We start from the raw sequence: 26,765 nt of genomic DNA, 5'->3' as shown, positions 1-26,765 counted from the left end.
ACTCACTTACATCCGCTTCGGCCCTGGCCGGAGCGGATGCTCAGCTATGAAAGGAAATCTCGATGCTCGTTGAACGTTTGGTTGCTGCCCGCTGTGCCGATCCCTTCTCTCATTTAGGCCTGCAGGCCAACCCGGATGGGCCTGGCCTCAAACTGACCGCCTGGTTGCCGGATGCCCTCGAGGTGCGCGTCAGGGATCTCAAGTCGGGCAAAATCGTTGCCACCCTGGCGCCCTCCGATGAATCGGGCCTTTTTGAAACTGTTTTCACCCGCCGCAAGAATCCCTTTCCCTACCAGTTGCTCGCCGACTATCCCGATGCCAAAGCCGAGTTCGTCGACCCCTACCAGTTTCAGGATGCGGGTTGGGCCGGTCTGGCAGAACTGACCTCCCAGCCGGAAAACATCTACCACACGCTTGGCGCACAACTGCGCAGCGTGGAGCACCTTGGCGTGCAGGTGGAGGGGGTGCGTTTTGCCGTCTATGCGCCGAGCGCCACCGCCGTGAGCCTGATCGGCGATTTCAACTTCTGGGATGGTCGCCGCCACCCCATGCAGCGCAGTCAGTGTGGTCACTGGGTGCTGTTCGTGCCGGGCCTCAAGGCCGGAGATCGCTACAAGTTTGAACTCAAGGATCCTGCCGGTCATCGTCTGCCTCACAAGAGCGACCCGGTCGGTTTCTACTGCGAGCAGTACCCGTCGTTCGCCTCAGTGGTGTATGACCACGAGCAATACCAGTGGCAGGATGCCGCCTGGCGCGAGAGTCAGCAGAATGACAAGCGGGATCAGCCGCTCTCCATCTACGAGCTGCATGTCGGCTCCTGGAAGCGTCACCCCAACGGCGACAGCCTGAGCTGGCGCGAGCTGGCGGTGGATCTGGTGGCCTACATCAAGGAGATGGAGTACACCCATATCGAATTGCTGCCGGTCTCCGAGCATCCGTTCAGCGGCTCCTGGGGCTATCAGCCGGTGGGCATGTTCTCTCCTACCAGCCGTTACGGCAGTGCTGATGACTTCAAATATTTCGTGGATCAGTGCCACCAGGCCGGCATAGGCGTCATCCTGGACTGGGTGCCGGCTCACTTCCCGTCCGATGCCCACGGTCTGGCTCGCTTTGACGGCACGCCGCTCTATGAGTACGAAGATCCGCGCCGTGGCTGGCACCCCGACTGGAACTCCTACATCTACGACTTTGGCCGCAATACGGTGCGCCAGTTCCTGGTGGCGAGCGCCCTGTTCTGGCTCGACAAGTTCCACATCGACGGCCTGCGGGTGGATGCGGTCGCCTCCATGCTCTATCTGGATTATTCGCGCAATGCCGGCGAGTGGGTGCCGAACGTCGACGGTGGCAACCACAACTATGAGGCGATCAGTCTGCTGAAGTGGACCAACGAAGAGGTGTACGGCAAGTATCCCCACGCCATGACCATAGCCGAAGAGTCCACCGCCTTTGCCGGCGTGTCTCGTCCCACCTTCCTCGGTGGCCTCGGCTTTGGCTTCAAGTGGAATATGGGCTGGATGCACGACACCCTCACCTACATGCAGAAAGAGCCTATTCACCGTCGCTATCACCACAACGACATGACTTTCTCCATGGTGTACCACTATGACGAGAACTTCATCCTGTCGCTCTCCCACGACGAGGTGGTGCACGGCAAGCACTCCATGCTCTACAAGATGCCTGGCGACGAATGGCAGCAATCGGCCAATCTGCGCGCCTATATGGGCTTCATGTATGCCCATCCGGGCAAGAAGCTCAACTTCATGGGCACAGAAATAGCCCAGAGCAACGAGTGGAATCACGACGCCCAGCTGCCCTGGCACCTGCTGCAGTACCCCAAGCACGGCGGTCAGCAGCGGTTGATCCGCGATCTCAACCATCTCTATCGTCATGAGCCTGCCTTGTATCAGGCCGATTATGATCAGACCGGTTTCCGCTGGCTGGATCACAACGACGCCGACAACAGTGTCTTTGCCTGGCTGCGGGCCGACAAGCAGGGGGCCCATCCTGTCATGGTGGCCTGCAACTTTACCCCTGTGCCGCGCATCGCCTACCGACTCGGCGTGCCGGCCGCCGGCCGCTATCGCGTGGTGCTCAATACCGACAGCGAGCATTACTGGGGCAGCAACTATGATGTGGGTCTGGTCTTCGTCGCCGAGCCGACTCCCTGGCAGGGGATGGGGCACAGCATAGTGCTGGATCTGCCGCCGCTCGCGACCTTGTTCATCAAACAGGAGTCTTGATGTTTGCAATGGAAAAAGGGCAGGACCACCCGCTGGGTGCCCTGCTCGATGAGACGGGTTGTCACTTCTGCGTCTGGGCCCCGCAATCGGACAAGGTGGAGCTCTGCCTGTTCGACGAGCAGGAGCAGGAGCTGGCCCGGCTGGCGCTGCCCGGCCGCCGTGGCCAGTATCGCTTCGGTTACGTGCGCGGCGTCAAGGCCGGTCAGCGTTATGGCTATCGGGTGCATGGCACGCCCCAGGATGGGATGCTGTTCGATCCGCAGAAGCTGCTGATCGACCCCTATGCCAGGGCGCTCAGCCGGGCGACCCATTGGGACGACAAGCTGTATGAGGGCGACAGTGCGGCCATGGTGGCCAAGTCTGTGGTGGTGGATGATGCCTTCGACTGGCAGGGGATAGGCAAGCCCGGCATCTCGTCAGAGCGCACCGTTATCTACGAAACCCACGTCAAGGGCTTCACCCGCCAGCATCAGGGGGTGCCGAGCGAGCTGCGCGGCACCTACCTCGGCATCTGTCACCCGCTCATCCTCGAGCATCTGAAGTCCCTCGGCATCACCTCGGTGCAGCTGATGCCGGTGGCGGCCTTCATGTCCGAGCCCAGGCTGGAGCAGCTGGGGCTCACCAATTACTGGGGCTACAACCCCATCGCCTTCTTCGCCCCCGAGCCACGCTACGGAGCGGGGGAGGCGGTGACCGAGTTCAAGACCATGGTGCGCGAGCTGCACAGGGCCGGGCTCGAGGTGATACTGGACGTGGTCTACAACCACACCGCCGAATCCGGCTCCGATGGCCCCATGCTGTCGTTCAAGGGGTTCGACAATGCGGGTTACTACGCCTTCGAGGCGGGCGCCCACGGCCCCGACTACGGCCGTCATGCCAACGTCACCGGCTGTGGCAACAGCGTCAACCTGGATCACCCCAACAGCCTGCGACTGGTGCTGGATGCCCTGCGCTACTGGGTGACCGAGATGCAGGTGGACGGTTTCCGCTTCGATCTGGCGGTGACCCTGGCGCGGGAGGCGGGGGAGTTCGATCCCATGGGGGCCTTCTTCAAAGCCATGATGGCGGATCCCGTGCTGGCGCGAGTGAAACTCATTGCCGAGCCCTGGGACATAGGGCCATTCGGCTATCGACTCGGCCAGTTCCCGAGCCAGTGGCTGGAGATCAACGACCGCTATCGCGACACGGTGCGCGCCTTCTGGCGTGGTGATGCCGGCAAGATGGGGGATTTCGCCACCCGGCTGGTGGGGTCACGGGATCTCTTCCCCAAGAACTGGCGTGCGCCCCACACCAGCGTCAACTACCTCTGCTATCACGATGGCTTCACCCTGGAGGATCTGGTCTCCTACAACCAGCGCCACAACCAGGCCAACGGAGAGGACAACCGGGATGGTCACGGCAACAACCTCTCCAACAACCACGGGGTGGAGGGGCCGACGCTCGATCCCAGAGTGAACAACCTGCGCCAGCAGCAGAAGCGCAATCTGATTGCCACCCTGCTGCTCTCCCAGGGCACGCCGCACTTCCTGGCCGGGGATGAGATGGGGCGCAGCCAGCTGGGCAACAACAACGCCTACTGTCAGGACAACCAGATAAGCTGGGTCAACTGGCAGTGGCGGCCGGAAGACGAGCGGCTGCTCGCCTTCACCCAGCAGATGATGGCGCTGCGGGCGGAGTCGACCGTCTTCGCCAATCTGCAGCTGAGCGATGACAGCTGGAACGGGGCACCCACCAGCTGCCATCAGGTCAACTGGCATCACCCGGATGGTCATCAGCTCACCGATCAGGATTGGCACGCGCCCATGGGGCAGGCGTTTGCCATGGATATCGGCATGCAGCTGTGCGAGGGGGAGCGCTGGTACGTGCTGTTCAACGCCAGCGACTACGACATCCAGTTCCGCCTGCCACCGCCGGGGGAGGGGCTGGAGTGGATCCAGACCATAGACACGGCCACCAACGACGGCCTGCCCTTCCTGCCCGATGACATCAAGCGTCAGGTGGCGGTTGGCCGGGCCCACTCCCTCAAGTTGCTGGAGCGGGTCGCCCTGACGGCGGTGGCGCTGGCCGAAGAGGGGGTCGTTGCCATGCCTGATGTTGCTGCCGTGTTGCCAACCGGATCACAGTTCCCGCTGGCGGGGTAGAGCAAAGCAGCTTGACTGGGTATGCTGGGCGCCGTGATAAATGGCAAGGAGTCGGTATGAGCAACAACAATGCTGAGCAGTGGCGCAACAAGCTGAGTGCGGAACAGTTTCGCGTCTGCTGGGAGAAAGGCACCGAGCAGCCCTACAGCGGCGCTCTGCTGCACAACCGCAAGAGTGGCGACTATCTTTGTGTCTGCTGCAAGAGCGTGCTGTTTCACTCGGATGCCAAGTTTGACTCCGGCTGTGGCTGGCCTTCGTTCGATCGAGCCATCGAGGGCACAGTGACCTACACAGAGGACAGCAGCCACGGCATGAAACGGGTGGAAATCACCTGCAGCCAGTGCGGCTCCCACCTGGGTCACGTCTTTCCAGACGGGCCGACCGAGACGGGTCAGCGTTACTGCGTCAACAGCCTGAGTCTGGATTTCGATCCTGGCGCCTGAGTGACCAGTTTGAACATGAAAAAACGGCGCCCCTGCCAGCAGGGGCGCCGTTTTTTATGGCGCATGGCCCGGCGTCTGGCTCAGGCCAGCAGCATGGCTGCCCCCACCAGCAGTCCGGCGAGCGCCAGAATGGGCAGTTTCAATACTCGCAACAGATAGAAGCCGACGGCGGCCAGCGCCAGATCGGTCGGCACCTGTACCGCGCTCTGCCACACCGGCTGATAGAAAGCGGCCAGCAGTAGGCCCACCACGGCGGCGTTGATGCCGGTCACGGCCCCTGCCAGCCGGGGGCGGGCCAGCCAGCTCTGCCAGCAGGGCCCCAGGGCCCACAACAGCAGAAAGCCGGGCAGGAACAGTGCCAAGGTTGCCAGCAGGGCACCCGCCAGCGGTGTGGCTGGCAGCAGCTGAGCGCCGAGAAAGGTGGCCAGGGTGAACATGGGGCCGGGCACCAGCTGGGCCAGACTGTAGCCGGTCAGAAACTGCTGCTGGCTGAGACTGTGGCCCACGCTCTCGGCCAGCAGGGGCAGCACCACGTGGCCGCCGCCAAACACCAGGCTGCCTGCCCGGTAGAAGTCGGCAACCAGCTGGCTGGCGGTGTCGGTGGCCAGCAGCGGCAGGCCGACAAACAACAGGGCAAACAGCAGCAGGGTGGGCCAGTGGGGCTGGCGCAGAGGCATTGGGGGTTGTGGGCCTGGTACTTGCGGCGCCCCCATGCGGGCGCAGAGCAGGGCGGCCCCCGCCAGCATGACGAGCTGGGTCAGCAGGCCGGGTTGCCACCAGAGCGCAGCGGCGGTCGCCACCATGATCCCCTGGGCCAGCACCGTCTTGCAGAACTGGCGGCTCATGGTGAGCACCGCATCCGCGACCACCACCAGAGCCAGCAGCTTGAGGCCGTGCAGGGCGGCATCCAGCCAGACATTGGCCGTGAGTTGCCCTACCCCGATGGCGGCGGCCAGCAACAACAGAAATGAGGGCAGGGTAAAACCGATAAAGGCGGCCAGTGCGCCGCCCAGGCCTGCCCGCTGGCGGCCGATGGCGAAGCCGAGCTGGCTGGAGGCGGGGCCCGGCAGCAATTGGCACAGCGCCAGCAACTGGGCGAATTCGGCCTGGCTTAGCCAGCCAAGGCGAGTGACGAAGGTACGCTGGAAATAGCCGATATGGGCGGCCGGCCCGCCGAAGCTGACACAGCCCAACCACAGAAATTGAATGAATACCTGCCCCACGTCGTCACTCCCTCGTTGTCATCATCGCCCCCGATGATATGACAAAGCGGTGACTTTTTTATGACATATCAGGGCTGTGCTGTTGGCTGGTAGCCGAGCCCTGCCCGCCAGCTGGCAATGGTCACTCTGTCGGCTGGCCTGGTTGTGGCAAATAGCAACGACCGGCCAGCCAGCAGGCTATCGATTGGCGACTGGCATCGAAGTGAGGCTCCGGCAGGTCGCGGGGATCGCACCAGACCCAGCCTTCACACTTCTCCGGCTCCAGCAGCTGCGGCTCTCCTTCCACCTGCGCCAGCAGGGTGACAGAGATATAGTGCAGCCCGCTCTCGCGCCAGGTCTCCAGGTTATTGGTGATGGCGATGACGCTGGGGTTGCTGATCCGAAAACCTGTCTCCTCGGCCACTTCCCGGATCGCCGCCGACTCGAAACTCTCACCCAGCTCCAGATGGCCGCCTGCGATGGACCAGTAGGGGGCATGGCTGCCCTTGCGCTTGCCAAGCAGCACCTGGCCCTGACTGTTGGTCAAGATGACGCCGACACCGACGCGGGGATAGGGAGTAGACATAAGAAAAGCTCCTTGCTGGGATGAAGCGGGGCAAACGGGTTGGTCAAGATGGCACTATCATCGACCACCGACGCGGGGATAGGGAGTAGACATTAAGAAAAGCTCCCGGCTGAAACGGCGGATTGCACCATAAAAACGGGCCCACCTTAGGGCGGATGGGCCCGTCATGCAAGTTGATGGTTCAGTCCGGTGACTCAGTCCAGCTTGACCAGCATCTTGCCGGTATTGCGCCCTTCGAACAGACCGATGAAGGCCTGCGGCATGCTGGCCAGCCCCTGATAGACAGTCTCTTCGGCCTGCAGTGCACCGGCGTCGAAGGCCGGGGTCACCTCGGCCAGAAACTCGCCGTAGTGCTGCCAGTGTTCGAATACGATGAGCCCCTGCATGGTGAGGCGTTTGCGGATCACCTGGGAGAGGTTGCGCGGGCCGCTCGCCTCTCCCTTGCTGTTGTACTGCTCGATGAGGCCGCACATCACGATGCGACCGTGCACCGCCATGTTGTTGAGGGCCGCGTCCAGCATGGCGCCACCCACGTTCTCGAAGTAGACGTGGATCCCTTCCGGGGCAAGCCGCGCCAGCTCGGCATCGATATCCTGGATTTCGCGATAGTTGATCACCTCGTCGGCACCGAGCGTCTTGAGATAGGCGACCTTGTCGGCCGAGCCGGTGGAGCCGATGACACGAGCCCCCGCCCGCTTGGCGAGCTGTACCACCATGGAGCCGACGGCGCCGGAGGCGGCCGACACCAGAACGGTTTCACCGGCTTGCAGCTTGGCGATGCGGTTTAGACCCACCCAGGCGGTCATGCCCGGCATGCCGAGGGCGCCGAGGAAGCGCTGGGGTGGCAGCCTGGTATCGGGCAGGCGGGTGAGCTGATCGGCCCTGGCGACAAAGCTGTCGCGCCAGCCCAGCATGCTGCTCACCCGATCGCCCACCGCAAAGTCCGGGTGGCGCGAGGCCTGCACTGTGCCGATGGCGCCGCCATCGAGCGGGCCATTCAGGGCGAAGGGGGGCGCATAGCTCTTGGCGTCGCTCATGCGGCCGCGCATATAGGGATCCACCGACAGCCACTGGTTGGTGACCCGCACCTCCCCTTCCTGCAACTCGGGCAGGGCGACTTCGACCAGGGTGAAGTCGGCCAGGCCGGGCATGCCGACCGGGCGACGCAGCAGCTGGATTTGATGGCTGAGCTGATTCATTGTTTTTTCTCCAGTTCGATGGTGTTTGGCAACCCGTGGGTGGCCATCAGGTTACTTCCCATGGGGTTGAGGCTGGACCGATTCACGCTATCTCCTCCAGCGGTGCGCCATTGAGCAACAGCCGGGTGACGACATTACCCCGCATGGCGTTGGAGAAGGGGCAGGTCTGGTGGGCCAGCCGCACTATCTGCTCGGCCTGCGCCGTCTGTTCAGGCTGCGCTGCGGCGAGCGCTACGTCCAGCGTGATGGCGAAGTTGAAGCGGCCATCGGCCAGGTCCAGCAACTCGACGCCAGCCGTGACGGGAGCGCTGGAGAGGGGCGTGCCGAGTTTTTGGGCCACGTGGATCAGCGCATTGGAGAAACAGGCGGCATAACCGGCGGCCAGCAGTTGCTCCGGATTGTTGCCCTTGCCGTTGCCGCCGAGAGCGGTCGGCAGCGCCAGCGCCAGTTGCAGGCTGTTGTCCAGGGTGTGAACCTCACCGTTGCGGCCCGCCTGGGCGATGGCTTGAGTGCGATAGAGTGTCTTCATGCCGGGGTCTCTTATTTGTTTTGCGTGCAAAGTAAATTCAGACTAATCCCGAAAGCTGAGGTTGACAACTGTTTTGTGTGCAAATTATTCAACCCCCAATTTTCCTGGGGTATACTGGCCCCACTTGCCAACGAGGTGCCCCCATGAGTGAATTGAAAAAGCAGGTCTGTTTTGCACTCTACAGCGCCTCCAATGCCGTGATGCGTGCCTACCGGCCGCTGCTGGACCGGCTGGATCTCACCTATACCCAGTATCTGGTGATGCTGTCGCTGTGGGCGCGGGATGAGGTCAGTCTCAAGGAGATTGGCCAGGAGACCGGGCTGGATGCGGGGACCCTGACCCCCATCGTCAAGCGGCTGGAGAGCAAGGGCTGGCTGACCCGAACCGTCTCCAGCGAGGATGAGCGGCAAAAATGCATTGGTCTGACCGAGGCGGGACGTCAGCTGCAGCAGGAGGTCAAGGAGTGCTGCCTGGCGGACAACTTGCGCAATCAGGTGGATCTGGCCGATGCTGAACTGGCCCAGCTCAAGCAGCTCTGCGATCGCATTTCGGCGCAGCTGGGGCGCTGAGTTCGGCCGACCCATACAGCTGAGGATCCACCCCATGAAAATCCTGTTGCCCCTGTTTGCCCTGTTGCTGACCGCCTGTAGTTCCGGCTCCCATGCGCCCTCGATGGCCATCGACGACGCCGATGCCTGGCAGGCGATCTGCAAGGACGGTACACGGGTCAGGGCCGTGATCGAAGAGGGGATCTGCGCGGATCATCGCGGTGTTGCCATGTGGACGAATAAGCCAAGAGCCGCACGGATGGCAGAGGAAGCCGCCAAATAGTGTGATCTAGACGCCATAAAATGACACAACCGGCCAGCTGGCCGGTTTTTTTCGCGATCTCGCCTGCACTTTGCCACCTTGTTCATGGTGCACTCAGTTTTCTCTTCCCATACTGGCCCCACAGTTCCAAAAGAGGAGAGACAAGATGCAAACATCCTTGGTCGGCCTCTCCATTCTGTGGGGGCTAGCCAGTTTTGGTGTTCAGGGGGATTTCATCGAGAGCCGTGATTCCGTTGCGCCATCCTGGCAAGCCGAGTCCAGAGTGGAGATGGAAGGTTATCTGATCGAGTCGCTGGGCGAAGATCGCTGGCTGTTCGACAACGGCAGCGAGAGCCTGCTGGTCGCCCTGCCCCAGGGGCAGTGGGTGCCAACTGGCGAGCGGCTGCGGGTGAGCGGTGAGCCGCAGCAGGAGCAGGCTGGCTGGCTGCTGCAGGTGCAGGATGTCAGCCAGGTTGCGGTCTGACAGACGCGCCATCGAGTAAGCCAAAATGAAAAAGAGGAGGCCCTGGGCCTCCTCTTTTTTGTTATCGGTTTTGTCTTGATGGCAGAGAGAGCACCGCTCTGCCATCGCGGCAGCTGGCGGCCTCTTACCCCAGATGATTGAGCGGCAGCGCCGTCTTGTGCTTGATGCGGCGCAGCACGAAGCTGGAGCGCACCCCGGTCACCCCTTGAATATGGGTCAGCTTGTCCAGCAGGAAGTGCTGGTAGTGTTCCATGTCCCGTACCACCACCTTGAGCTGGTAGTCGGCGTCGTTGCCGGTGATGAGGTCACATTCGAGCACCTCGGGCAGCTCCTTGATGGCCTTGTCGAAATTCTCGAACCGCTCCGGGGTGTGTCTGTCCATAGAGATATGAATGTAGGCGGTGAGGGTGAGCCCCAACTGGCGGGCGTTGAGCAGGGTGACGTGGGTATCGATGAGACCTGCATCCTCCAGCGCCTTGACCCGGCGGGAGCAGGGGGAGGGGGAGAGCCCGACCAGCTCGGCCAGCTCCAGGTTGCTGATGCGGCCATTCTCCTGCATCAACTCCAGAATATGCCTGTCTATGCGATCAAGTTTCAGCATTCTCCGTTCCTCGTAGCAATTACTAATTCACTTTTCTTAGATTAAGGGTGAACTATTGCAAAAACAACTGAAAATACATGCTACTTCGCAACCACTCACCGCACCGGGAGGGCTATTATGGTTACATCTTCCGGTGGCAAGACAGATACCCAACCCGGTCTCTGTGGTGTAGGACCTTACCGGGTCACTCCCCCCATCAGCCGTCTTACCTTATCGGGAAACGACGGGCTGGAACGAGAGCACCTCCTCCCCGAAGGCAACAAAGCAGGCATCCCGGCGCCTGCTTTGTTGTTTCTGGTATTTGGCGATCAAGGATTCGGCGGCGTGATGCGGTAGAGACAGCGGTGATCCCCGTCCAGCAGGTATTGCTCCCGCTCCACCCTGGCCGGTACCAGCAACTGGCGAAATATCTCCAATTCGCTGCGACAAAATCCCCGACAGGCCCGCGCTGCGGCGCAGATGGGGCAGTGGCTCTCCCATAGCAACCAGCTGCCGTCCTCCTCCTGGCGCATATCTGCCATATAGCCCTCTCGCGTGCGCTGCTCTTTCAGGGCGGCCAGCCTGTCTGCCAGCGCTGGCTGGGTCAGCTGTGCCTGATAACGACCCAGCTGTTGCTGCTCACGCTGCTGGATCAGCCGCTCCATGCCCACCTCGCCAAACAGCTGCTGGATATTGTCGATAAGCTGCAAGGTCAGTTCGCTGTGGGTATCTGGAAAGCGCTGCCAGGCCTGTTCGGTCAGGTGCCACAGGCGCACGGGACGGCCACGGCCGCGGGCTTCATCGCTAAACCCCACCCAGCCGTCGGCCTCCAGCGCAATCAGATGCTGGCGGGCGCCCATGGAGGTCATCTGCAACTGCTCCCCCAGCGCGGCTGCGCTCTGGGGGCCGTGGCTCTTGAGCAGAAACAGTATCTTGTCGGTGCTGGCGTTCATTCGATGGCTCTCGTTATCGGCAGGTGCGCTCTGGGGGAGCTATGGCATTTTGAGCAGGAACAGTATCTTGTCGGTGCAGGTGTTCATTGAGGGCTTCCCGTTATCGACAGGTACGCCAAGGATCCAGGGCATCGGCAGAGGATCTTGTCAGTACGGATGTTCATGGGGTCATTATGGATAGCGGCCGTTTTTAAATCAACAATTCACTTTACTTAATAATGCGCCTTGCTCAGTATAAATAAACCAATAACTTTATTTAATGAGGCTGACATGGAAGGGATGAAGGGGCAGGCGACCCTCTGGGTATTGGTGATGACGGTGATACTGGCTATAGCGGGCTTCAGCCTGCCCTCGCCCGTGCTGGCGCCACTGATGCTGGATCCGGCACAGGGCATGTTGACGCCACAGGCGTCTGACTGGAGTCGCAAGGTGTGGCTGGGGGTCATCATGGGGCTCTACCCGCTGTTTCAGCTGGTGGGATCCCCTAGGCTGGGCAGACTCTCGGACCGCCACGGCCGCAAACCGATCCTGATGCTCTGTCTGATCGGCGTGCTGGCAGGGTATGCCCTGATGGCGTTGGGGATCGTCTGGCGATCCTTGCCACTGTTGTTGCTGAGCCGGGTTGTAGAGGGATTCTTCAATGGCAACATAGCCATCGTGCAGGCCATGGCGGCGGACATGAGCACCACCAAGACCAAGACCCACAACTTCGCCTGGATCAACATAGGCATGAACCTAGGCTGGGTAGTTGGGCCGATGATAGGAGGTTATGCGGCCGTGGTATCGGGGGATTACAGTCTGGCCGCCTGGCTGGCGGTGGCCATGACCCTGGTCAACCTGCTGCTGGTATGGTGGCTGGTACCCCATCACTCACCCGTGACGACCATCCGGCAGGCGTCTACCCTCTCCAGCCGCCAGCTGCTGTTGCAACCGGCTCTGCTGCCCTACTTCGTGCTGACCCTGCTCAGCTACGGCGCGGTGCAGCTCTATTTCACCTATTTCAACGTCTGGCTGGTGGAACGGCTGGCTTGGGATCCGGCCCAGTTGGCGCAGGCCTCGGTACTGGTGAGCCTTCCGATGATGGCGGGCTCCTGGCTAGGTGCCAGGTTCGCTCACCACTGGCGAGGCAGCTCCCTCGGGATCGTCGGTCATCTGTTGATGGCGGCGGGCATGTTGCTCTTTATCCTGCCCAGCCACTGGTGGGGATTGACGCTCACTTTTATCCCGGCTGGCATCGGCATGAGCCTGGGGGTGCTGGCCATTTCAGTGGCCATCTCCAATCGCAGCCACGCCGAGCAGCAGGGGCAGGCGATGGGGCTCTACCGTGGGCTGAATGTGGTCGGCTCAATCCTGGCGGTCGTAGTGGGCAGTCTGGCATTGCTGGCGGGCACCGAGTGGCCCTTCTATCTGGCTGCGCTCTCAGGTGTGATCTGTGCCATCGGTTTCTACGGTCTGCGCAAACGGGCAGATAGACGCCTGCGTCTGGCGAGTTGTGCCGAGCCGGGTTGAGGAGCCGTAGACGAGAGGGACTTGCCGTGTGCCCCGGTCAGATCACAGATTGGGGGCCCGGTCCCTGACAGGGCTTGCATCGGGGCGCCGGCTCTGGGACGGTAAGGCTCTTTGCTGATTTGTTTGAGGCTGGAGGAGCTATGAGTGAATACAAGGCCATCGCGCTGGACATGGATGGCACCCTGCTGACCCGGGATCACAAGATCTCGTCCGCCACCCGCGCCGCGCTGGCCCAGGCGCGGGCCCACGGCATCAAGGTGCTGCTGGTGACGGGCCGCCACTTCATGACGGCGCGCCCCTTCCATCACGATCTGGCCCTCGACACCCCCATCATCTGCAGCAACGGTGCTTACCTCTATGATCCGGCGCAGGAGAGGATCTTGGCGGGGGATCCGCTGGCGGTGGCCCCGCTCACCGACCTGTTGGCCCAGGTCGAGGCGCAGCAGATGGGCGCCCTGTTCCACCTGAGCGAAGGGATCGGTTATATCGGCTGTGAGGATCACATCACCCGGATGCGCCACTGGTCGGCCAATCAGCCGGATCATCTCAAGATATCTCTGCTGCCTGCGGACGATCTGGCGAGCTGGCTGAAAAATCCGATCTGGAAGCTGGAGCTGTTCAACCAGGATCCCGCCCGCCTGCATCAGTTCATGGGGGAGGTGGTCGAGGCCATGCCCTTTACCCGTGACTGGGCGGCGCCCTATGCGGTGGAGCTGGTGCAACCCGGTTGCAGCAAGGGCAACCGGCTGGCCCTGTGGGCCCAGAGCGAGGGGATAGCGATGGAAAACGTGGTGGCGTTTGGTGACAACAACAATGACATCAGCATGTTCGAGCAGGTAGGGCTGGCGGTTGCCATGGGCAATGCCGCCACCCATGTCCAGGCCCATGCCGATCTGGTGACCGCCGATCACAACGAAGACGGCATAGCGCTGGCGTTGCAGCGCTGGGTCTTGCCGTCGTAAAGGTCAAGCTAGGCCCGGCGAACCACGGCCGAGCCTGCTTGCATTAATTGCCGAAGGAGAACTGGATCACCCGGTCCGGGAAGCGGATCCGGTTGTAGTCGCGGCGCAGCCCCTCGTAATGACGGATGGCACGCTCGCGCTGGGCCCGGTAGTAGTCGCGCTGCTTGCTGTCGTTCTCGTTGCGGATCTGCCGCTCCAGTATCTCGATGTCCCGTTCTGTCTGCTCCATGTCGCTCTTGATCTCGCTGAGCTGCTTCTCCAGCAGGTACTCCTTGCGACCGCGATCGTACTGGGTGAGGAAGCTGGCATCGTTGGGGCAGACCCCCAGATACTCGGCACCGGACTTGCCCTTGCTGTAGGCCAGCTCGGGAATGCAGTAGAGCTCCAGCCCCTTGGCATAGCCTCGCTGCCACTCGGCTTCATCCACCTTGAGGCCATATTCGCCACAGGTCGACACATAGTCACGGGTCGCCTGACGGGTCTTGCCCTGTTCCCCATCCTGATAGCCCAGGTTGTACCAGCTCATGGCGCGGCACTCCTCTTCCGACAGCGAGCTGCAACCGGCGAGCAGAAAAGGCAGGGTCAGCAACAGGATCTTGGGGGACATAAACGGGCTCCAGCATGGATGATGGGGGCATTCTAGTGAGGATGCAGGGTCAGGACAAGGGATGAGCGCGGGTCTTGGCTGGCGCCGTTTTCTGACGTTTTTATCACTATTGGCGACGGGCCGGGGCGGGAGGGGCGGCTCACTTTCCTTGTGGTCATGGGCGAGGTAAACTGCGCCATCTTTTAACTGGCGCGTAACAAAAATAATGAAAGTCCTGACCGTCGATTACCGCTCGCCCGATGCGGCGCAGCGCTTCACCGAATCCCTGCGTACCACCGGCTTTGGCGTGCTGACCCACCACCCCATCCCGAAAGAGCTGGTGCAGTCCATCTATGACAACTGGTATCGCTTCTTCATGAGCGAGCAGAAGCAGGATTTCCTGTTCAACCGCGAGACCCAGGATGGCTACTTCCCGCCGTCGGTGTCCGAGGTGGCCAAGGGTCACAGCCAGAAGGACATCAAGGAGTACTTCCATATTTACCCCTGGGGCCAGATGCCGGAAGAGCTGAAGGCGCAGGCTATGGAGTACTATCGCCTCGCCAACGATCTGGCCGCCGAGCTGCTGGGCTGGGTGGAGCAATACACCCCGAGTGACATCGCCGCCCACTACAGCTGCCCGCTCTCTTCCATGATCGAAGAGAGCCAGAAGACCCTGTTGCGGGTGCTGCACTATCCGCCGTTCGACGGCACCGAAGCGCCGGGTGCCATCCGCGCCGCCGCCCACGAGGACATCAACCTGCTGACCATTCTGCCCGCCGCCAACGAGCCGGGCCTGCAGGTGAAGGGAGCCGATGGGGAGTGGATGGATGTGCCCTGCGATTTTGGCACCCTCATCATCAACATAGGTGACATGCTGCAGGAGGCCTCCCGTGGCTACTACCCCTCTACTACTCACCGCGTCATCAACCCGACCGGCGGCAGCGCCGCTAAGTCCCGGATCTCCTTGCCGCTGTTCCTTCACCCGCGGCCGGACGTGGTGCTCTCCGAGCGTCACACCGCCCACAGCTACCTGATGGAGCGGCTGCGGGAGCTGGGGGTTATCTAGGCGCTGAATGCGAGTCCATGACAGTCAAAACCGGAGCAAAAATGCTCCGGTTTTTATTTGTTGGCACGATAGCGCGTTAAATCGAATTTAATTAGGTAATGATGCCAATAAATTGTTTTTAAGCCAGATAAGCGGCGTTGTGATTGCGTGGCCCTGACCGTACTCTGAGCGCCATTTCGGGCCCAGGTTATGGGCACCTGTATTGGAGTTCTTATGAAGCAGTCCCAATGGTCATCCCGGCTCGGTTATATCCTGGCCGCCGCAGGCTCCGCCGTCGGTCTCGGCGCTATCTGGAAGTTTCCCTATGTGACGGCCGCCAACGGTGGCGGTGCCTTTCTGCTGGTGTTTTTGCTGTTCAGTTTCACCCTGGGAGTGGCTGTGCTGATGGGAGAGACGCTGCTCGGCAGCCTGAGCCGCCGTGGTGTGGTGGGGGCGTTTAGCGCGCTGATGGGCAAGCGCTGGCGCTGGGTCGGGGCCATGGGCCTGCTCTGCAGCCTGCTCATCTTCAGCTTCTACAGCGTGGTGGGGGGCTGGACTCTGGGTTACACCGGCATGGCGCTGGCGGGTAGCCTGCAGCACGGAGACGGCGCAGCCCTGACCGCCCGTTTCAACGACTACGTCGGCGATCCGCTCTGGCCCGTGCTGACCCACCTGCTGTTTGCCGCCCTCACCTGGTGGTTCGTGCAGGGCGGCGTGCAGCAAGGGGTGGAACGCACCCTGCGCTGGATGATGCCGGCCCTGTTCATCATGATACTGCTGCTGGTGGCCTTCGGCCTCACCCTGCCCAACGCCATGGCCGGGGTGCGCCACTTCCTTATGCCGGACTTCAGCAAGCTCGGCATGTCCGGGGTACTCGATGCCATGGGGCTGGCCTTCTTCTCCCTCTCCATTGGCCTGGGCATTCACACCACTTATGGTGCCTACTTGCCTTCCAGCGACGGGGTTGGCCGTTCCAGCCTCTGGGTGGTGCTGCTGGCGAGCCTGATTGCCGTGCTGGCGGGCTTGATGATATTCCCCGTGCTGGCGGCGACCGGCATAGATCCCGCTGCGGGCCCGGGCCTCACCTTCATGACCATGCCGGCGGTGTTCCAGCAGTTGCCGTTCGGCCAGGGGCTGGCGGTGATCTTCTTCTCCCTGCTGGTGGTGGCTGCGCTCTCCTCGGCCATCTCGCTGCTGGAGCATCTGCAGTGCTTTATCTGCGAGAGCCTGGGCTGGTCGCGCCGCGCGGCCTGCAGCCTCATTACTCTGCTGGTGATGGTGAATGGTATTCCCGTCAGCCTGTCGTTCGGCCCCTGGGCGGATGTGACCCTGTTTGGCAAGAACATCTTCGAGCTGCTGGATTTTGTTACCTCCAACCTGATGATGCCCATGTTCGGGCTGGCGCTTACCCTGTTGTTGGGCTGGAAACTGGGTCAGCGAGCGCTGCCCCAGGGATTGGCACAACACTGGCGTACCCTGGTGATGGGCTGCTGGCGCTGGCTGGCACCCTTATTGATCGGCGGGATCCTGCTGCGCGGGGTGATGTGAGGTTCGATCTTGATGGGGGGGCAGCATGCCCCTTCCACTTTTCAACCTGACCTTGTCGAGCGCGGACTGCCAGCGGGCGATCACGGCGTCATCCTCGCTTTTGGAGAAGGCGAGGTAGAGCCAGGACTCATGAAGCATTACCCCCGAGTTTGTCACGCTGCGATGTGATAACCCTCGCTGTTCCAAGGTGGCATCCAGCACCAATTCGCCTACCGGAAATGCATCAATTTTGCCCAGTACCAAGCGTTGCAAGGCTTCTTCTACCGATTGGTAGCGCACCAGATTGGTATATCCCTCGCGGGTAAGTCGCTCGTCATCGGCATTACCCAGCACAACCCCGACCCTTGGTAAGTGACGCAAGTCGTCCAGGCTCTTCAGTTTGTGTCTGGGGGACGGGGGCTGATAGATGATCACTTTGTTCCGAAACAGTGGTCCTACCCATTTAAAGAAGGGTTCTCTCTCGGGGGCCCACTGGGTAACAAACAGCGCATATCCAGGCTCCAGTCTGGTCAGTGCCAGGGCCCGCTTGAAGGGGTAAATCCGGATGGGATACGTTTCTCCCAGTTCATCTTGAATTTGCTGGATCAGGCGAACGGCGATCCCGTCGAGCTTGCCATCATGGTGGTGAGTGAAGGGGACGAGTTCATGGCTGAGCAGGGTCAGCGAGGGTTGTGCCGACAGTGTCAGGCTGAGGCTGAAGAGTGCTCCGATGAGCAGCGTTCGTTTCATGCACTGTCCTGTTGCATATGCTGAATCAAGTGGCCAAACCAGGCGAGCCGTCTGATCGGTGACGGGGCGTCACTTATCCATCAAGATTAAACCAAAGGGCTGGTCGCAGGGGGGGGACATTATCATGGTCAACAGGGCGTCCCTGATTGATGAATATAGGGTTTTCAATGGGAGTTGAAAATTTTTACTTCTCATTGTGTCAATTTTTCTTGCCATGGTTTAGGCTGTTGCTCCTTTTTGGCGTTCAGGTCACCCCATCCATGTCACCCATTTTCGCGCTGTCCGGCCGATTTTTTAGCTCGCAAGAGAGGTGACCTTGCACGCGCAGTTTGTCTGAATGTTCATTGCAAAGGTCGCCACCAGGCGGCCTTTTTTGTTGTTACGTAGTGTGTTGTCAGCCATGGAGTATCAATTCGATGTTGTCTTCCCCGGAGGTTGTATGAGCCAGGTTCAGTGGTCTTCCCGTCTCGGTCATGTGTTGGCGGCGGCCGGCACGGCCATCGGCCTTGGCGCCATCTGGAAGTTTCCCTATGTGACGGCCACCAATGGTGGTGGCGCCTTCCTGCTGGTGTTCCTGTTGTTCAGCTTCACCCTGGGGGTGGCCGTGCTGGTGGGGGAGACCCTGCTCGGCAGCCGCAGCCAGCGCGGGGTGCTCGGCGCCTTCAACCAGCTGGTGGGGCCAAACTGGCGCTGGATGGGCTACATGGGGATATTGTGCGGCTTCTTCATTTACAGCTTCTACAGCGTGGTGGGCGGCTGGACCGTGGGCTACGCGGCGCTGGCGGTGGCGGGCAAGCTCAACCTGAGCGAGGGTTCGGCGCTGACCGCCCTGTTCAACGGCTATGTCAGCGATCCCTGGTGGCCCGTACTGACCCATCTGGTGTTCGCCGGACTGACCTGGTGGTTCGTGCAGGGGGGTATCCAGAAGGGCGTGGAGCGGGCGCTGCGCTGGATGATGCCGGCGCTGTTCATCATGATGTTGCTGCTGGTGGCGGTGGGGCTCTCCATGCCCGGCTCCATGGTCGGGGTACGCCAGCTGCTGCTGCCTGATTTCTCCATGCTGACCGGCCAGAGCGTGCTGGATGCGCTGGGGCTGGCCTTTTTCTCCCTATCCATCGGCCTGGGGGTGCACACCACCTATGGCGCCTACCTGCCGAGCAGCGAGGGTGTGCTGCGCTCCGGTGTCTGGGTGGTGACGCTGGCGAGCCTCATCTCAGTGCTGGCGGGGCTGATGATCTTCCCTGCACTGGCGTCCACGGGTATTGACCCGACTGCCGGGCCAGGGCTCACCTTTATGACCATGCCCGCCGTGTTCAGCCATCTGCCATTCGGCCAGGGGCTGGGGGTGGTGTTCTTCCTGTTGCTGCTGGTGGCGGCGCTCTCCTCCTCCATCTCCATGCTGGAGCATCTGGTGCGCTTCACCACGGAAGAGTGGGGCTGGTCGCGCCGTGGCGCCTGCCGGGTACTGACCCTGCTCATCATGGTATCCGGCATTCCGGTCAGCCTCTCATTCGGCCTCTGGAGCGAGCTGACCCTGTTTGGCAAGACGATTTTCGATCTGCTCGACTACCTCACCTCCAACCTGATGATGCCGCTGTTCGGCCTGGTGCTGACCCTGCTGCTGGGTTGGCGACTGGGGGACAGCATATTACCCGCCGGCCTGTCTCCGGTACTGCGCTTCGGCCTGCTCTGGTGCTGGCGACTGGTAGCACCGCTGCTGATCGCCGGGATCCTGGTGCGGGGTCTGCTATAAGCCGGCCTTTGCCTCGATGCCTGACAGGAAGGCCCGGCCTGTGTCGGGCTGTTCCTGGAGCCTGATAGCTAGGCGCCAAGCTCAGTTGGGAGGAGTAGAGGGCAATCTGGGGTTCAGGTGTGATCTGATCTGCTGCAGCGTCTTCTGGTACGCCTCCGCATGGTGTTCCATGAAGGAGGCGCTGTGGGTCAGGCGCCGCTCCAGCCGGTCAACCAGCAGCGCCACCTTGGGGGCCGGCATGCCGGCAGGCCAGCACAGTTGCAGCAACTCCAGCAGTTGCCAGGCATCGCCGGGCAGCGCCGGAAACTCCTCCTGCAGGGTCATGGCGTACTGCACCGCGAGCTGATGCTGGCCCGCCACTGTCGCTCTTTGCCGCTCCTGGCGCAGATAGGTCAGGCGCTGTTCACGGCGCTCCAGTTGCAGCATCTGATCGGTGACCACCTGCTTGAACAGCTGCTGGATCAGGGGAGCCGGGGCCACTCTGGCCTGATACTGGCTGAGCTGTGCCAGGTAGCGCTGGGCGTGGTGGGGCAGGCCGCAGAACTGGCTGACGGCAAAACCGAGCAGCTGGTTGAGGTGGTTGTCTCTCGCCATCTCCGGCGGGTGCCTTGCCAGCAGTACCAGGGCCTCGTCGAAGCGATAATCCAGGCTCAGCATCAGGGCCTGCAGCAAGGCATTCTCATGGGCGCGCAGGGTCACGGCTTGGCTAAGGTACTGATATTCCTGCTGCAGTGCGCTGATCCGGGCCGCCGTTGGGTAGCGCCAGATCACCGCCAGGCTGGCGTTCAGAATGAAATTCTCGATGGATATCCGGAACTTGTGTTCGGAGAAAAAGCGCAGACTGAGGGCGTTGGCCTGTTCGAGCGCCTTCCCCTCATCTTTGAGCAGCAGGGCCAGCAGGATGGCGGCCTGGCGCCACTCGGGCTGCCGGGGCTGCTTGTGCAACAACTGGCTGATCACCTCCCAGGCCGATTCCCACTGTGACTCGTGCAGCAGGCAGGCCAGCATCAGTTCCAGCTGTATGCTGGGTGGCAGCCGTTCCTGATTGCGGGCCAGATCCTTGCGCGCGCTGTCCAGCTTGTTCAATCCCAGCAGTGAGTAGATCAGCCCCTTGCGCGGCCACCAGGCATCGTGTTCCGTGGTGCACATGGCATAGTGCTGGGTGGCGTGGAAGTGATCCTGCTGCTGCAGCAACATGTAACCCTTGACCCTGTCCAGCAAGGGGCCCAGCTCTTTGTGCTTCTGTTGCTGGTAGAGCAGGTCTTCACACAGGGCGCAACCTATGTGCCACTCCCTCAGCTTCATCGGGGCGGGCAGGGGGCGGGTCAGCCCTGTCAACAGCACCAGATCGTGCAGGCAGAGCGCCAGTTGCTCTGTGGTGAACGGCATGGGCAGGTGCAGCGGGAAATAGAGATCCGAGGGGGGATACTGGAGCAGATCATGATCCTCATCCAGCAGCAGCAGCACACAGCCCGGCTCGAGCAACCCCAGATAGTGCGCTTCCAGTAGCAGGCGGATCCCTTCATGGGCCTGATGGCGATACTGGCGGCAGATGATGGCATCGAATGACTGCTGACGCAGCAGGGTGGGCAGGGTGGTGAACTCCTTGCAGTGGATCAGTTGGGATGGCGCAATACCGTGCTCATTCAGCCCTTTGGAGAGGACTGAGCTGAGCATGGCATCGTCTTCGATCAACAGGATCTGCATCCTTGGCACTCCTTTGCGGGATCACAGTACGAGGAAGTATGGCACGCAACCGGATTCAAAAAGAGCTAATCTTATCGCCCAGACCACGGGTCTTGGCCAATATCTCCTCTGGTCAAGATAGTGGAGGATTGATGAGAAAGACCACTGCGCCCCCATAGGTGGGGAGTTGCGCCAGTCTCGTTTCCCAGGCGGGATCCCACTCTCCTCCCTGGGCCAGCCCCAGCTTGAACGGCAGGGTCAGCCGGTGCAGTACCTGCAGATAGCGGGCGTAACCGAGTACTGTCCTGCGCCCCTGATAAGTTTGTACCACCATCTCGTCGACCACCCCGGTCAGCGCGTTCAGCTCCCCTATGTCACCGGTACGGGTCCAGTCCAGCAGGCCAGTGATACTGATGGCGTAGCGGGCGGGCAATTGGTGCCTTAGCTGGCGCAGAAACTGGCCATAGTCGGCCAGCCGGTGGGTGCGGGCATCGAAATCTATCTGGACACCGCGCACTTCATTGCCCTTTCGCTGCCAGGCTTCCAGCTGGTTTTCGAGGTTCTGCAGCAGCCTGGCATCCCAGTCGAGCCGTTCCACCCGATAGGCGAGCCACAGCTCGCCGACGGGCAGCTTGCTCGGCGCTATGCCCTGCCCTTGAAAGCGCAGGGGCAGGGCCGGGTCCAGGGGGCCTATCTCGCCCTGATGCAGATAGAGCCGCTCGGCCTGTTGCAGCACGGGCTGGGGTCTGACCCCGGCCCACAGCCAGAACTGCCGATACTGGCTCGCTTCGACGGCCGCCCCGGCATCCGTGGCGAGCAGGGCCAGCATCACCAGTAATATTTGAGCTGTTTTGCCCACTGGCTGGTCCCGTGTTGCTGCTTGAGGGTGTTGAACCAGGCCTTGCGCTGGTTGACGGGCACCTGCTGACTGCCACAGCCGTTGCTGCCGCTCGGGGCGTAGCAGTTGATGGCGCGATAGAGGGCGTAGGCCTTGTCTTCCTTGGCGGCTTTGGGATTGGCGATGACCTTTTGATACCAGTCGAGGCGGCTGCGCTGCTTGCCAGCAAACATATCCGGACTGCCAGCCAGGGTATCGGCCCCGGGGCGCGACAGCAGGGGATCCCAGTCCAGCCCCTGCGCCAGGAAGAACTCGCCCAGGCAGTTGAGGGCCCTGGGGGCGTTTGGTGTCCTGGCCAGGGTGGTGACCACCGAGGTCAAGGCCGGGCACTGATAATCCTGGCTGCCTTGCCAGTCGAACGGCGCCGTGGCGGGGCTGCCCGCCCGATCCTGCAGGAAGCCCTGGTAGTCGCCATGGGTCAGTTGCTTGTAGCTCAGGGTGTAGCTGGCGCGCTGGCGCAGGAGGTCGGAGGCCTGTTCATCCCGGGCCATGCGGCGCAGCAGAGGCGCAGGTGCCACATATTCCAGCAGCGGAATGCGGTAGTGATCGCTCCTGATGGGGCTCTCCTTGGCAAACACCTGCGCCAGTTGACCCGAGCGCTCCAGCGTCATGGCCAGGGCCAGCTGCAACAGCTGATCCTGCAAGGGTGTCGGCTGGTTGGCGAGCAGGGCGCGCCACTGCTGTTCGGCTTTGGCCCACTGCTGCTGGGCAGCCAGCGCCATCCCTTTCAATACCTGCTGGCTGAAGGCCAGATTATTCAGGGGGCCGTTGGCCAGCGCAGGGGCGGCAGCGACCACGGCGGCATAATCCTTGGCGAGATAGTAGCGGCTGGCCTGCTCCAGATAGGCCAGCCAGGGGGCGTGCCGGGCAAACTGGGGGGCCTGCTGCGTCAGCTCGGCGGCTTGCAGCGGCTGCCACTCATCCCAGCTGTCATGGATCCGCAGCCGGCGCAGATCCTGCACCAGGGTCAGCATGGGCATGGCTGCCGAGCCGGTGAAGCCGGGCTGCATCAGTAGTTTGAGATCGATCTCGTTGACCAGATCCGGCGCGCTCTGCCGTTGGCTCGCCTGCAGGTAGCGACTCGCCAGCAGCTCGTTGTCCCCCTTGAACCAGGCCAGCCGACGCAGCAGTCCGGTGGCGGAATCCAGATAGCGCCCCTGTGGGTAGCGGGCGCGGTAGTCGCTGATGAGCTGCTCGCTGCGCTGCCATTGCGCCTGATCGATCTGGCTGCGGTCCAGGCTGCCCCAGTCGTCGAAGGCGTTCTGTTGGGACAGATTGAGTGCGACCCGGATCCGCATGTAATCGGCCGTCTCCTTCAGCCAGGGTTGGTCCTGCTCGGCGAGGGTGGCAAACAGGGCGTCGGCTTGCGCAAACTCCCCCTGATAGAAGTGCTGGCTGGCGGTCAGGTAGTCGGCGAAACCCTGGGCGGCGGGCGACAGCGGCGCTGCCTTGCTTTCGCCCTGAGGCGTGCTCTCGGTTGTATCCAGCGGCTGACCGCACTGACCCAGCATGGCCAGCCGCTGGCTTGCCAGCTGGCTGCGATCGCTGGCGGTGAGGGACGGCGTCTGCGCCAGTGCCTGCAGGAAGGCTTCGGCCGAGACGGGATTGTTGCTGATGCAGCGCCCCTCGCTCCAGCTGTTGGCCCGGGTGATGGCTGCTTCTGTGGTCGCGGCGTCTATACCCAGCGAGCTGGCCAGTGCCAGCAGGGGATCCGGCCCGGCTGGCCCAGTGTCGCCAACGGCCGGGCTTATCAGCGCATCGACCGTGAAGGGCAGGGGCAGGGCTCCGTCGGGCAGAGAGAAGGCCTGCTCATCGGCCAGCAGCAGGGCCAGATTGGTACGGGTGTCGTTATCGGGGGAGAGAAACGGCAGCCCGTTCAGATGGCACTGGGCAGCGGTCAGTTGCAGGGTGAGCGGCGTTTCGCAGCCATCCGGGCCGCAGGCCAGCACGGGCAGGCTGCACAGCGCCAGCCACAGGGGGGTCAGTTTCATGGGAGAGATCTCCGGCCAGGGGCAAGGGGAACGGGATGGGGGCAAGCTACAAGATGTGGCCAGGCCTTTCAACTGACCATGGGGGCAGGGTCTGGCCTACTGCAGACCTTGGCCTGTGGCGGAGAAGGGGCAGTCGTTCTGGCGGATCAGGCGGGAACCCTGGCCATCGCGGCCTTGCCAGCTGAGGGCAAGCTGGCCGAGGCGACCCAGGTGGCGCAGCTCGAATTCGTAACGCAGGCAGGGGTTGTCGATGGGTAGGGGCGTCATGCCATCCGGCAGCCGGTAGTGGTAATTGAGCAGAGGCCCATCCTGCAGCTGGCGCTGCACCGGCTGCAGGCCCTTTTGCTTCTGGGCTGGGGTGGCCAGCATGCGGCGCAGGCTGAGCGGCGCGTCTATCGCCTTTTGGTAATGGAGGCCGTTCATGGCCGCCAGCTCCTCCTCCAGCCGCTGCAGCTCCCCTTCCAGCCCGGTCAGTGCCGCGCCCAGCTGTTGATGGCTGTGCGAGGCGCAGCCCCCCAGCAGCAGGGTGACGAACAGCAGTGAGACGCGGGTCGGGTGCATGGGCTCTCCTTCGAGCGCGCGGATCTGGGCGTATTGGGTCAAACAGTGGCTGACTATAGCAAGGGATTGGGGGGCGGTGAGCCCCGCAGCAGCTGCGCCAGCCGCTCCAGTCCCTCGGCGACGCGGGCATCCGTGGCCGGTTGGCTCAGGCTCAGCCGTACCCCTTGCGGCGCGGCGAACTGGCCGGCGGCGAAGTGTTCCCCGCTCGCCACCCCGACGTCAAGGGCGTTGGCCGCCTCGGCGAATGCCTGGCTGCGCCAGGGCTCCGGCAGTGGCAGCCAGGCGTGCATGGAGCCTGCCTGCCAGCGGGCTCCCGGCAGCAGATGGCGCAGTAGCTCGCCGCGACGTGCCAGGATCTGCCGCTGCTGCTCGACCAATGGCATGATCTGGCGCTGGCTCACCAGCTTGCAGGCCAACTCGATCAAGAGCGGACTCACCATCCAGCTCGATAGGCGCATTGCCTGGGCAAAGGCGTTGCGCAGGGCCGGCGGCGCCAGCACGAAGCCGACCCGCAGGCCGCCGCAGGCGATCTTGGCCAGGCTGCCTAGGTAGATGACCCGCTCCGGCGCCAGGTTGACCAGGGGCGCCACCGGGATACTGGGCAGCAGGCCGTTGACGTCATCTTCGATGATAAGCAGGTCATGGTGGCGGGCGATGGCGACGACGGCTTCGCGCCGCGCCTGGCTCATGATGGCGGTGGTGGGGTTTTGCAGAGTCGGGGTGAGGTAGAGCAGCTTGGCCCGCCGCGTGCGGCAGGCAGCCTCCAGCGCGGCGGGGATCAACCCCTCCTCGTCCATCGCCAGCCCCACCACCTGGTTCTTCAGCTGGCGGGCATTGCCCAGCATGCCGGGGTAGCTGAGCCCTTCGCACAAAATCGTCTCCCCCACGCAGCCGGTGGCCAGCAGGGAGAGCATGATGCCGTGCTGGGCGCCGTGGCTGAACAGCAGGCGCTCCTCGCAGCCCACCACCCCCTGCTCGGCCAGCCAGTCGATGAACAGCTGACGCTGGCCGGGCTGGCCCGCTTCCTTGTCGTAGCCGAGCAGGGCATTGAGATCCCCGTCGGCCAGCTCTCCCAGCATGGGACGTATGATGGCGGCCCTGTCCAGCTGTACCGGCAGGTTCTGCCACAGCTCGATGCGGTGCCCCTCTTCCTTGCGGATCACCCACTCGTTGGCCGGATCCATGCCCGCGCCCTTGACCCAGGTACCGTGCCCCACCTTGGCGGCCAGCAGGCCGCGTCGCTCCGCCTCCCCATAGGCGCGGGTGACTGTGCCGACCGTGACCCCCAGCCGATCCGCCAGCGCCCTGTGGGTAGGCAAACGGGTCTGTGGGGGCAGGGTGCCATCGTGAATGGCCTGCTCCATGGCTTTCACCAGTTTGAGATAGAGGGGGCCATCGAAGGGGGTCAGGTCCGGGGTCCAGATTGTCATGGTGACAATAAATCCATTGATCCAAATTTGTTCGCAATATAGCGTGAATTTACACCCAATAACAATCAAGAATGGCACATTGTATCGATACAATGTGTGCAGTTCAGGAGTCAATGATGACGATAGAATGGTATGCCACCCTGTTTGGCTTCGCCGTGCTCACCTGTGGCACGCCGGGCCCCAACAACCTCATGCTGACCGCCTCCGGCGCCAACTTCGGGGTTCGCCGCACCCTGCCACACCTGATGGGCGTGGCTGTGGGTCAACCCGTGCTGCAACTGGTGCTGGCGCTGGGGCTCTATCCTCTGTTCGAGCGCTGGCCCCTGCTGCGGCTGGGGCTGCAGATCTTCGGCAGCCTCTATCTGCTGCTGCTGGCATGGCGCATCGCCGTAGCCGGTGCCCCCGGTGATCCGGCCCGACGCGCCCGTCCGTTGACCCTGCTGGAAGGGCTGGGCTTTCAGTTTCTCAATCCCAAGGCCTGGATGATGGGCATCTCCGCCATCAGTCTGTTCAGCCTGACCGGGGCCAGCTACTGGCCGAGCCAGCTCGCCGTGATGACCATGTTTGTGCTGGTGGCCCTGCCGGTCTGCTTTGTCTGGGTACTGTTCGGCCATCAGCTGAGCAACTGGATCAGCACGGATCGGGGCTGGCGCCGCCTCAACGGCTCCCTTGGTGTGCTGACGGCGCTCTGTGTGGTGATGCTCTGGTATTGAGCGCCCGCAACTGGCAGGCAAGAAAGAGCCATTTCTGACTTGTCGCCACGGGGCAGGCTCTGCATATTAGAAGGCTTGCCGTATATCGGACGCTTTGTATCACCAAGAGGTTGAGATGGATCTGAACTGGTTGTTTCCCCTGGCGGGCTTTGCCCTCATCACCTGTGGCACGCCGGGCCCCAACAAC

At 62.3% G+C, this 26,765-nt stretch carries 25 protein-coding genes and 1 pseudogene; 13 read left to right on the top strand and 13 right to left on the bottom strand.

The window, feature by feature from the left end:
- Window positions 1–62 precede the first annotated feature (62 nt).
- The 3 genes from glgB to msrB are packed head-to-tail and all read left to right on the top strand — an operon-like array spanning window position 63 to window position 4,824.
- Window positions 63–2,240: a 1,4-alpha-glucan branching protein GlgB gene (gene glgB, locus BN1128_RS00305; protein WP_042865593.1), complete on the top strand. Its 2,178-nt coding sequence runs from the start codon at window positions 63–65 to the stop codon at window positions 2,238–2,240.
- Window positions 2,240–4,381 (top strand): glycogen debranching protein GlgX, encoded by a 2,142-nt coding sequence (gene glgX / locus BN1128_RS00300; protein WP_042865592.1) that lies wholly within the window; start codon window positions 2,240–2,242, stop codon window positions 4,379–4,381. The genes glgB and glgX overlap by 1 nt, the downstream gene beginning before the upstream one ends.
- A 56-nt stretch (window positions 4,382–4,437) precedes the next feature.
- Window positions 4,438–4,824: a peptide-methionine (R)-S-oxide reductase MsrB gene (gene msrB, locus BN1128_RS00295; protein ID WP_042865590.1), complete on the top strand. Its 387-nt coding sequence runs from the start codon at window positions 4,438–4,440 to the stop codon at window positions 4,822–4,824.
- A gap of 80 nt (window positions 4,825–4,904) precedes the next feature.
- Here msrB and chrA read toward each other — a convergent pair whose 3' ends face one another.
- The 4 genes from chrA to BN1128_RS00275 form a co-directional block, all read right to left on the bottom strand.
- Entirely contained in the window at window positions 4,905–6,047 is a 1,143-nt protein-coding gene (gene chrA, locus BN1128_RS00290) for a chromate efflux transporter (RefSeq protein ID WP_042865589.1), read from the bottom strand.
- Window positions 6,048–6,168: 121 nt separating this feature from the next.
- Window positions 6,169–6,612, bottom strand: a complete 444-nt coding sequence (locus tag BN1128_RS00285) for a nucleotide triphosphate diphosphatase NUDT15 (RefSeq protein WP_042865588.1) — start codon at window positions 6,610–6,612, stop codon at window positions 6,169–6,171.
- Window positions 6,613–6,806: 194 nt separating this feature from the next.
- Window positions 6,807–7,811 carry an NADP-dependent oxidoreductase gene (locus BN1128_RS00280; RefSeq protein WP_042865586.1) on the bottom strand — a complete coding sequence of 335 codons (1,005 nt, stop codon included), beginning with the start codon at window positions 7,809–7,811 and terminating at the stop codon, window positions 6,807–6,809.
- A gap of 82 nt (window positions 7,812–7,893) precedes the next feature.
- Window positions 7,894–8,340, bottom strand: a complete 447-nt coding sequence (locus BN1128_RS00275; RefSeq protein ID WP_042865585.1) for an organic hydroperoxide resistance protein — start codon at window positions 8,338–8,340, stop codon at window positions 7,894–7,896.
- Between the two features lie 143 nt (window positions 8,341–8,483).
- On the opposite strand from BN1128_RS00275, the gene BN1128_RS00270 reads away from it, so the two are divergent.
- The 3 genes from BN1128_RS00270 (at window position 8,484) to BN1128_RS00260 (ending at window position 9,634) form a co-directional block, all read left to right on the top strand.
- On the top strand, window positions 8,484–8,909 hold the full coding sequence (locus BN1128_RS00270; RefSeq protein WP_042865584.1) for a MarR family winged helix-turn-helix transcriptional regulator: 426 nt from the start codon (window positions 8,484–8,486) through the stop codon (window positions 8,907–8,909).
- Window positions 8,910–8,943: 34 nt separating this feature from the next.
- Complete coding sequence (locus tag BN1128_RS00265; RefSeq protein WP_042865583.1) at window positions 8,944–9,171, top strand: hypothetical protein; 228 nt, start codon at window positions 8,944–8,946, stop codon at window positions 9,169–9,171.
- A gap of 145 nt (window positions 9,172–9,316) precedes the next feature.
- Window positions 9,317–9,634: a hypothetical protein gene (locus BN1128_RS00260; protein WP_042865582.1), complete on the top strand. Its 318-nt coding sequence runs from the start codon at window positions 9,317–9,319 to the stop codon at window positions 9,632–9,634.
- Window positions 9,635–9,758: 124 nt separating this feature from the next.
- Here BN1128_RS00260 and BN1128_RS00255 read toward each other — a convergent pair whose 3' ends face one another.
- Together BN1128_RS00255 and BN1128_RS00250 are read right to left on the bottom strand one after the other, a co-directional pair.
- Entirely contained in the window at window positions 9,759–10,235 is a 477-nt protein-coding gene (locus BN1128_RS00255; protein WP_042865581.1) for an Lrp/AsnC family transcriptional regulator, read from the bottom strand.
- Between the two features lie 308 nt (window positions 10,236–10,543).
- Window positions 10,544–11,167 (bottom strand): helix-turn-helix transcriptional regulator, encoded by a 624-nt coding sequence (locus BN1128_RS00250; RefSeq protein ID WP_042865580.1) that lies wholly within the window; start codon window positions 11,165–11,167, stop codon window positions 10,544–10,546.
- A 270-nt stretch (window positions 11,168–11,437) separates the two neighbouring features.
- On the opposite strand from BN1128_RS00250, the gene BN1128_RS00245 reads away from it, so the two are divergent.
- Window positions 11,438–12,676, top strand: a complete 1,239-nt coding sequence (locus tag BN1128_RS00245) for an MFS transporter (RefSeq protein WP_042865579.1) — start codon at window positions 11,438–11,440, stop codon at window positions 12,674–12,676.
- A 140-nt stretch (window positions 12,677–12,816) separates the two neighbouring features.
- A complete protein-coding gene (locus BN1128_RS00240) occupies window positions 12,817–13,638 on the top strand; it encodes a Cof-type HAD-IIB family hydrolase (RefSeq protein WP_042865578.1) in 822 nt (273 codons plus the stop codon).
- 43 nt (window positions 13,639–13,681) lie between these two features.
- Here BN1128_RS00240 and BN1128_RS00235 read toward each other — a convergent pair whose 3' ends face one another.
- Complete coding sequence (locus tag BN1128_RS00235) at window positions 13,682–14,245, bottom strand: DUF2799 domain-containing protein (protein ID WP_042865576.1); 564 nt, start codon at window positions 14,243–14,245, stop codon at window positions 13,682–13,684.
- Window positions 14,246–14,450: 205 nt separating this feature from the next.
- Between BN1128_RS00235 and BN1128_RS00230 the strand changes: the two genes are divergently transcribed.
- Both BN1128_RS00230 and BN1128_RS00225 read left to right on the top strand, forming a co-directional pair.
- The gene (locus BN1128_RS00230; RefSeq protein WP_042865575.1) at window positions 14,451–15,290 is read left to right on the top strand and encodes an isopenicillin N synthase family dioxygenase; all 840 of its coding nucleotides are present in this window, start codon (window positions 14,451–14,453) and stop codon (window positions 15,288–15,290) included.
- Between the two features lie 213 nt (window positions 15,291–15,503).
- Complete coding sequence (locus BN1128_RS00225) at window positions 15,504–16,817, top strand: sodium-dependent transporter (RefSeq protein ID WP_042865574.1); 1,314 nt, start codon at window positions 15,504–15,506, stop codon at window positions 16,815–16,817.
- Here BN1128_RS00225 and BN1128_RS00220 read toward each other — a convergent pair.
- Entirely contained in the window at window positions 16,779–17,546 is a 768-nt protein-coding gene (locus tag BN1128_RS00220; protein ID WP_042865573.1) for a substrate-binding periplasmic protein, read from the bottom strand. The two genes, BN1128_RS00225 and BN1128_RS00220, sit on opposite strands and share 39 nt — an antisense overlap.
- 439 nt (window positions 17,547–17,985) lie before the next feature.
- Here BN1128_RS00220 and BN1128_RS00215 point away from each other — a divergent pair, with 439 nt between their 5' ends.
- Window positions 17,986–19,299: a sodium-dependent transporter gene (locus tag BN1128_RS00215; protein WP_042865572.1), complete on the top strand. Its 1,314-nt coding sequence runs from the start codon at window positions 17,986–17,988 to the stop codon at window positions 19,297–19,299.
- Between the two features lie 81 nt (window positions 19,300–19,380).
- Here BN1128_RS00215 and BN1128_RS00210 read toward each other — a convergent pair whose 3' ends face one another.
- From BN1128_RS00210 to BN1128_RS00190, 5 genes are all read right to left on the bottom strand, one after another.
- A complete protein-coding gene (locus BN1128_RS00210; RefSeq protein ID WP_042865571.1) occupies window positions 19,381–21,006 on the bottom strand; it encodes a response regulator in 1,626 nt (541 codons plus the stop codon).
- Between the two features lie 112 nt (window positions 21,007–21,118).
- On the bottom strand, window positions 21,119–21,844 hold the full coding sequence (locus BN1128_RS00205) for a DUF3142 domain-containing protein (protein WP_042865569.1): 726 nt from the start codon (window positions 21,842–21,844) through the stop codon (window positions 21,119–21,121).
- Window positions 21,814–23,874 carry a PA5441 family protein gene (locus BN1128_RS00200; protein WP_042865568.1) on the bottom strand — a complete coding sequence of 687 codons (2,061 nt, stop codon included), beginning with the start codon at window positions 23,872–23,874 and terminating at the stop codon, window positions 21,814–21,816. The genes BN1128_RS00205 and BN1128_RS00200 overlap by 31 nt, the downstream gene beginning before the upstream one ends.
- Window positions 23,875–23,970: 96 nt before the next feature.
- Window positions 23,971–24,435, bottom strand: a complete 465-nt coding sequence (locus BN1128_RS00195) for a hypothetical protein (protein ID WP_042865567.1) — start codon at window positions 24,433–24,435, stop codon at window positions 23,971–23,973.
- Between the two features lie 53 nt (window positions 24,436–24,488).
- Complete coding sequence (locus BN1128_RS00190) at window positions 24,489–25,865, bottom strand: aminotransferase-like domain-containing protein (protein ID WP_042865566.1); 1,377 nt, start codon at window positions 25,863–25,865, stop codon at window positions 24,489–24,491.
- A gap of 116 nt (window positions 25,866–25,981) precedes the next feature.
- Here BN1128_RS00190 and BN1128_RS00185 point away from each other — a divergent pair, with 116 nt between their 5' ends.
- Entirely contained in the window at window positions 25,982–26,578 is a 597-nt protein-coding gene (locus BN1128_RS00185) for a LysE family translocator (protein ID WP_042865565.1), read from the top strand.
- A 115-nt stretch (window positions 26,579–26,693) separates the two neighbouring features.
- Window positions 26,694–26,765, top strand: a pseudogene (locus tag BN1128_RS25090) (LysE family translocator); the annotation flags it as partial.

The sequence above is a fragment of the Aeromonas piscicola genome (assembly GCF_000820005.1).
GTDB lineage: Bacteria > Pseudomonadota > Gammaproteobacteria > Enterobacterales > Aeromonadaceae > Aeromonas > Aeromonas piscicola.
Note: the sequence above shows the minus strand (reverse complement) of the source record. Positions and strands in the feature narration are given on the sequence as shown.

Excerpts from the sequence above, each read along its gene's own strand:
- BN1128_RS00200 (WP_042865568.1), bottom strand. The coding sequence starts at position 23,874 with ATGAAACTGACCCCCCTGTGGCTGGCGCTGTGCAGCCTGCCCGTGCTG.
- BN1128_RS00255 (WP_042865581.1), bottom strand. The coding sequence starts at position 10,235 with ATGCTGAAACTTGATCGCATAGACAGGCATATTCTGGAGTTGATGCAG.
- BN1128_RS00215 (WP_042865572.1), top strand. The coding sequence starts at position 17,986 with ATGAGCCAGGTTCAGTGGTCTTCCCGTCTCGGTCATGTGTTGGCGGCG.
- BN1128_RS00235 (WP_042865576.1), bottom strand. The coding sequence starts at position 14,245 with ATGTCCCCCAAGATCCTGTTGCTGACCCTGCCTTTTCTGCTCGCCGGT.
- BN1128_RS00230 (WP_042865575.1), top strand. The coding sequence starts at position 14,451 with ATGAAAGTCCTGACCGTCGATTACCGCTCGCCCGATGCGGCGCAGCGC.
- BN1128_RS00275 (WP_042865585.1), bottom strand. The coding sequence starts at position 8,340 with ATGAAGACACTCTATCGCACTCAAGCCATCGCCCAGGCGGGCCGCAAC.
- BN1128_RS00210 (WP_042865571.1), bottom strand. The coding sequence starts at position 21,006 with ATGCAGATCCTGTTGATCGAAGACGATGCCATGCTCAGCTCAGTCCTC.
- BN1128_RS00265 (WP_042865583.1), top strand. The coding sequence starts at position 8,944 with ATGAAAATCCTGTTGCCCCTGTTTGCCCTGTTGCTGACCGCCTGTAGT.
- BN1128_RS00270 (WP_042865584.1), top strand. The coding sequence starts at position 8,484 with ATGAGTGAATTGAAAAAGCAGGTCTGTTTTGCACTCTACAGCGCCTCC.
- glgB (WP_042865593.1), top strand. The coding sequence starts at position 63 with ATGCTCGTTGAACGTTTGGTTGCTGCCCGCTGTGCCGATCCCTTCTCT.
- BN1128_RS00185 (WP_042865565.1), top strand. The coding sequence starts at position 25,982 with ATGACGATAGAATGGTATGCCACCCTGTTTGGCTTCGCCGTGCTCACC.
- BN1128_RS00260 (WP_042865582.1), top strand. The coding sequence starts at position 9,317 with ATGCAAACATCCTTGGTCGGCCTCTCCATTCTGTGGGGGCTAGCCAGT.
- msrB (WP_042865590.1), top strand. The coding sequence starts at position 4,438 with ATGAGCAACAACAATGCTGAGCAGTGGCGCAACAAGCTGAGTGCGGAA.
- BN1128_RS00190 (WP_042865566.1), bottom strand. The coding sequence starts at position 25,865 with ATGACAATCTGGACCCCGGACCTGACCCCCTTCGATGGCCCCCTCTAT.
- BN1128_RS00220 (WP_042865573.1), bottom strand. The coding sequence starts at position 17,546 with ATGAAACGAACGCTGCTCATCGGAGCACTCTTCAGCCTCAGCCTGACA.
- BN1128_RS00240 (WP_042865578.1), top strand. The coding sequence starts at position 12,817 with ATGAGTGAATACAAGGCCATCGCGCTGGACATGGATGGCACCCTGCTG.
- BN1128_RS00285 (WP_042865588.1), bottom strand. The coding sequence starts at position 6,612 with ATGTCTACTCCCTATCCCCGCGTCGGTGTCGGCGTCATCTTGACCAAC.
- BN1128_RS00245 (WP_042865579.1), top strand. The coding sequence starts at position 11,438 with ATGGAAGGGATGAAGGGGCAGGCGACCCTCTGGGTATTGGTGATGACG.
- BN1128_RS00225 (WP_042865574.1), top strand. The coding sequence starts at position 15,504 with ATGAAGCAGTCCCAATGGTCATCCCGGCTCGGTTATATCCTGGCCGCC.
- BN1128_RS00195 (WP_042865567.1), bottom strand. The coding sequence starts at position 24,435 with ATGCACCCGACCCGCGTCTCACTGCTGTTCGTCACCCTGCTGCTGGGG.
- BN1128_RS00250 (WP_042865580.1), bottom strand. The coding sequence starts at position 11,167 with ATGAACGCCAGCACCGACAAGATACTGTTTCTGCTCAAGAGCCACGGC.
- glgX (WP_042865592.1), top strand. The coding sequence starts at position 2,240 with ATGTTTGCAATGGAAAAAGGGCAGGACCACCCGCTGGGTGCCCTGCTC.
- BN1128_RS00280 (WP_042865586.1), bottom strand. The coding sequence starts at position 7,811 with ATGAATCAGCTCAGCCATCAAATCCAGCTGCTGCGTCGCCCGGTCGGC.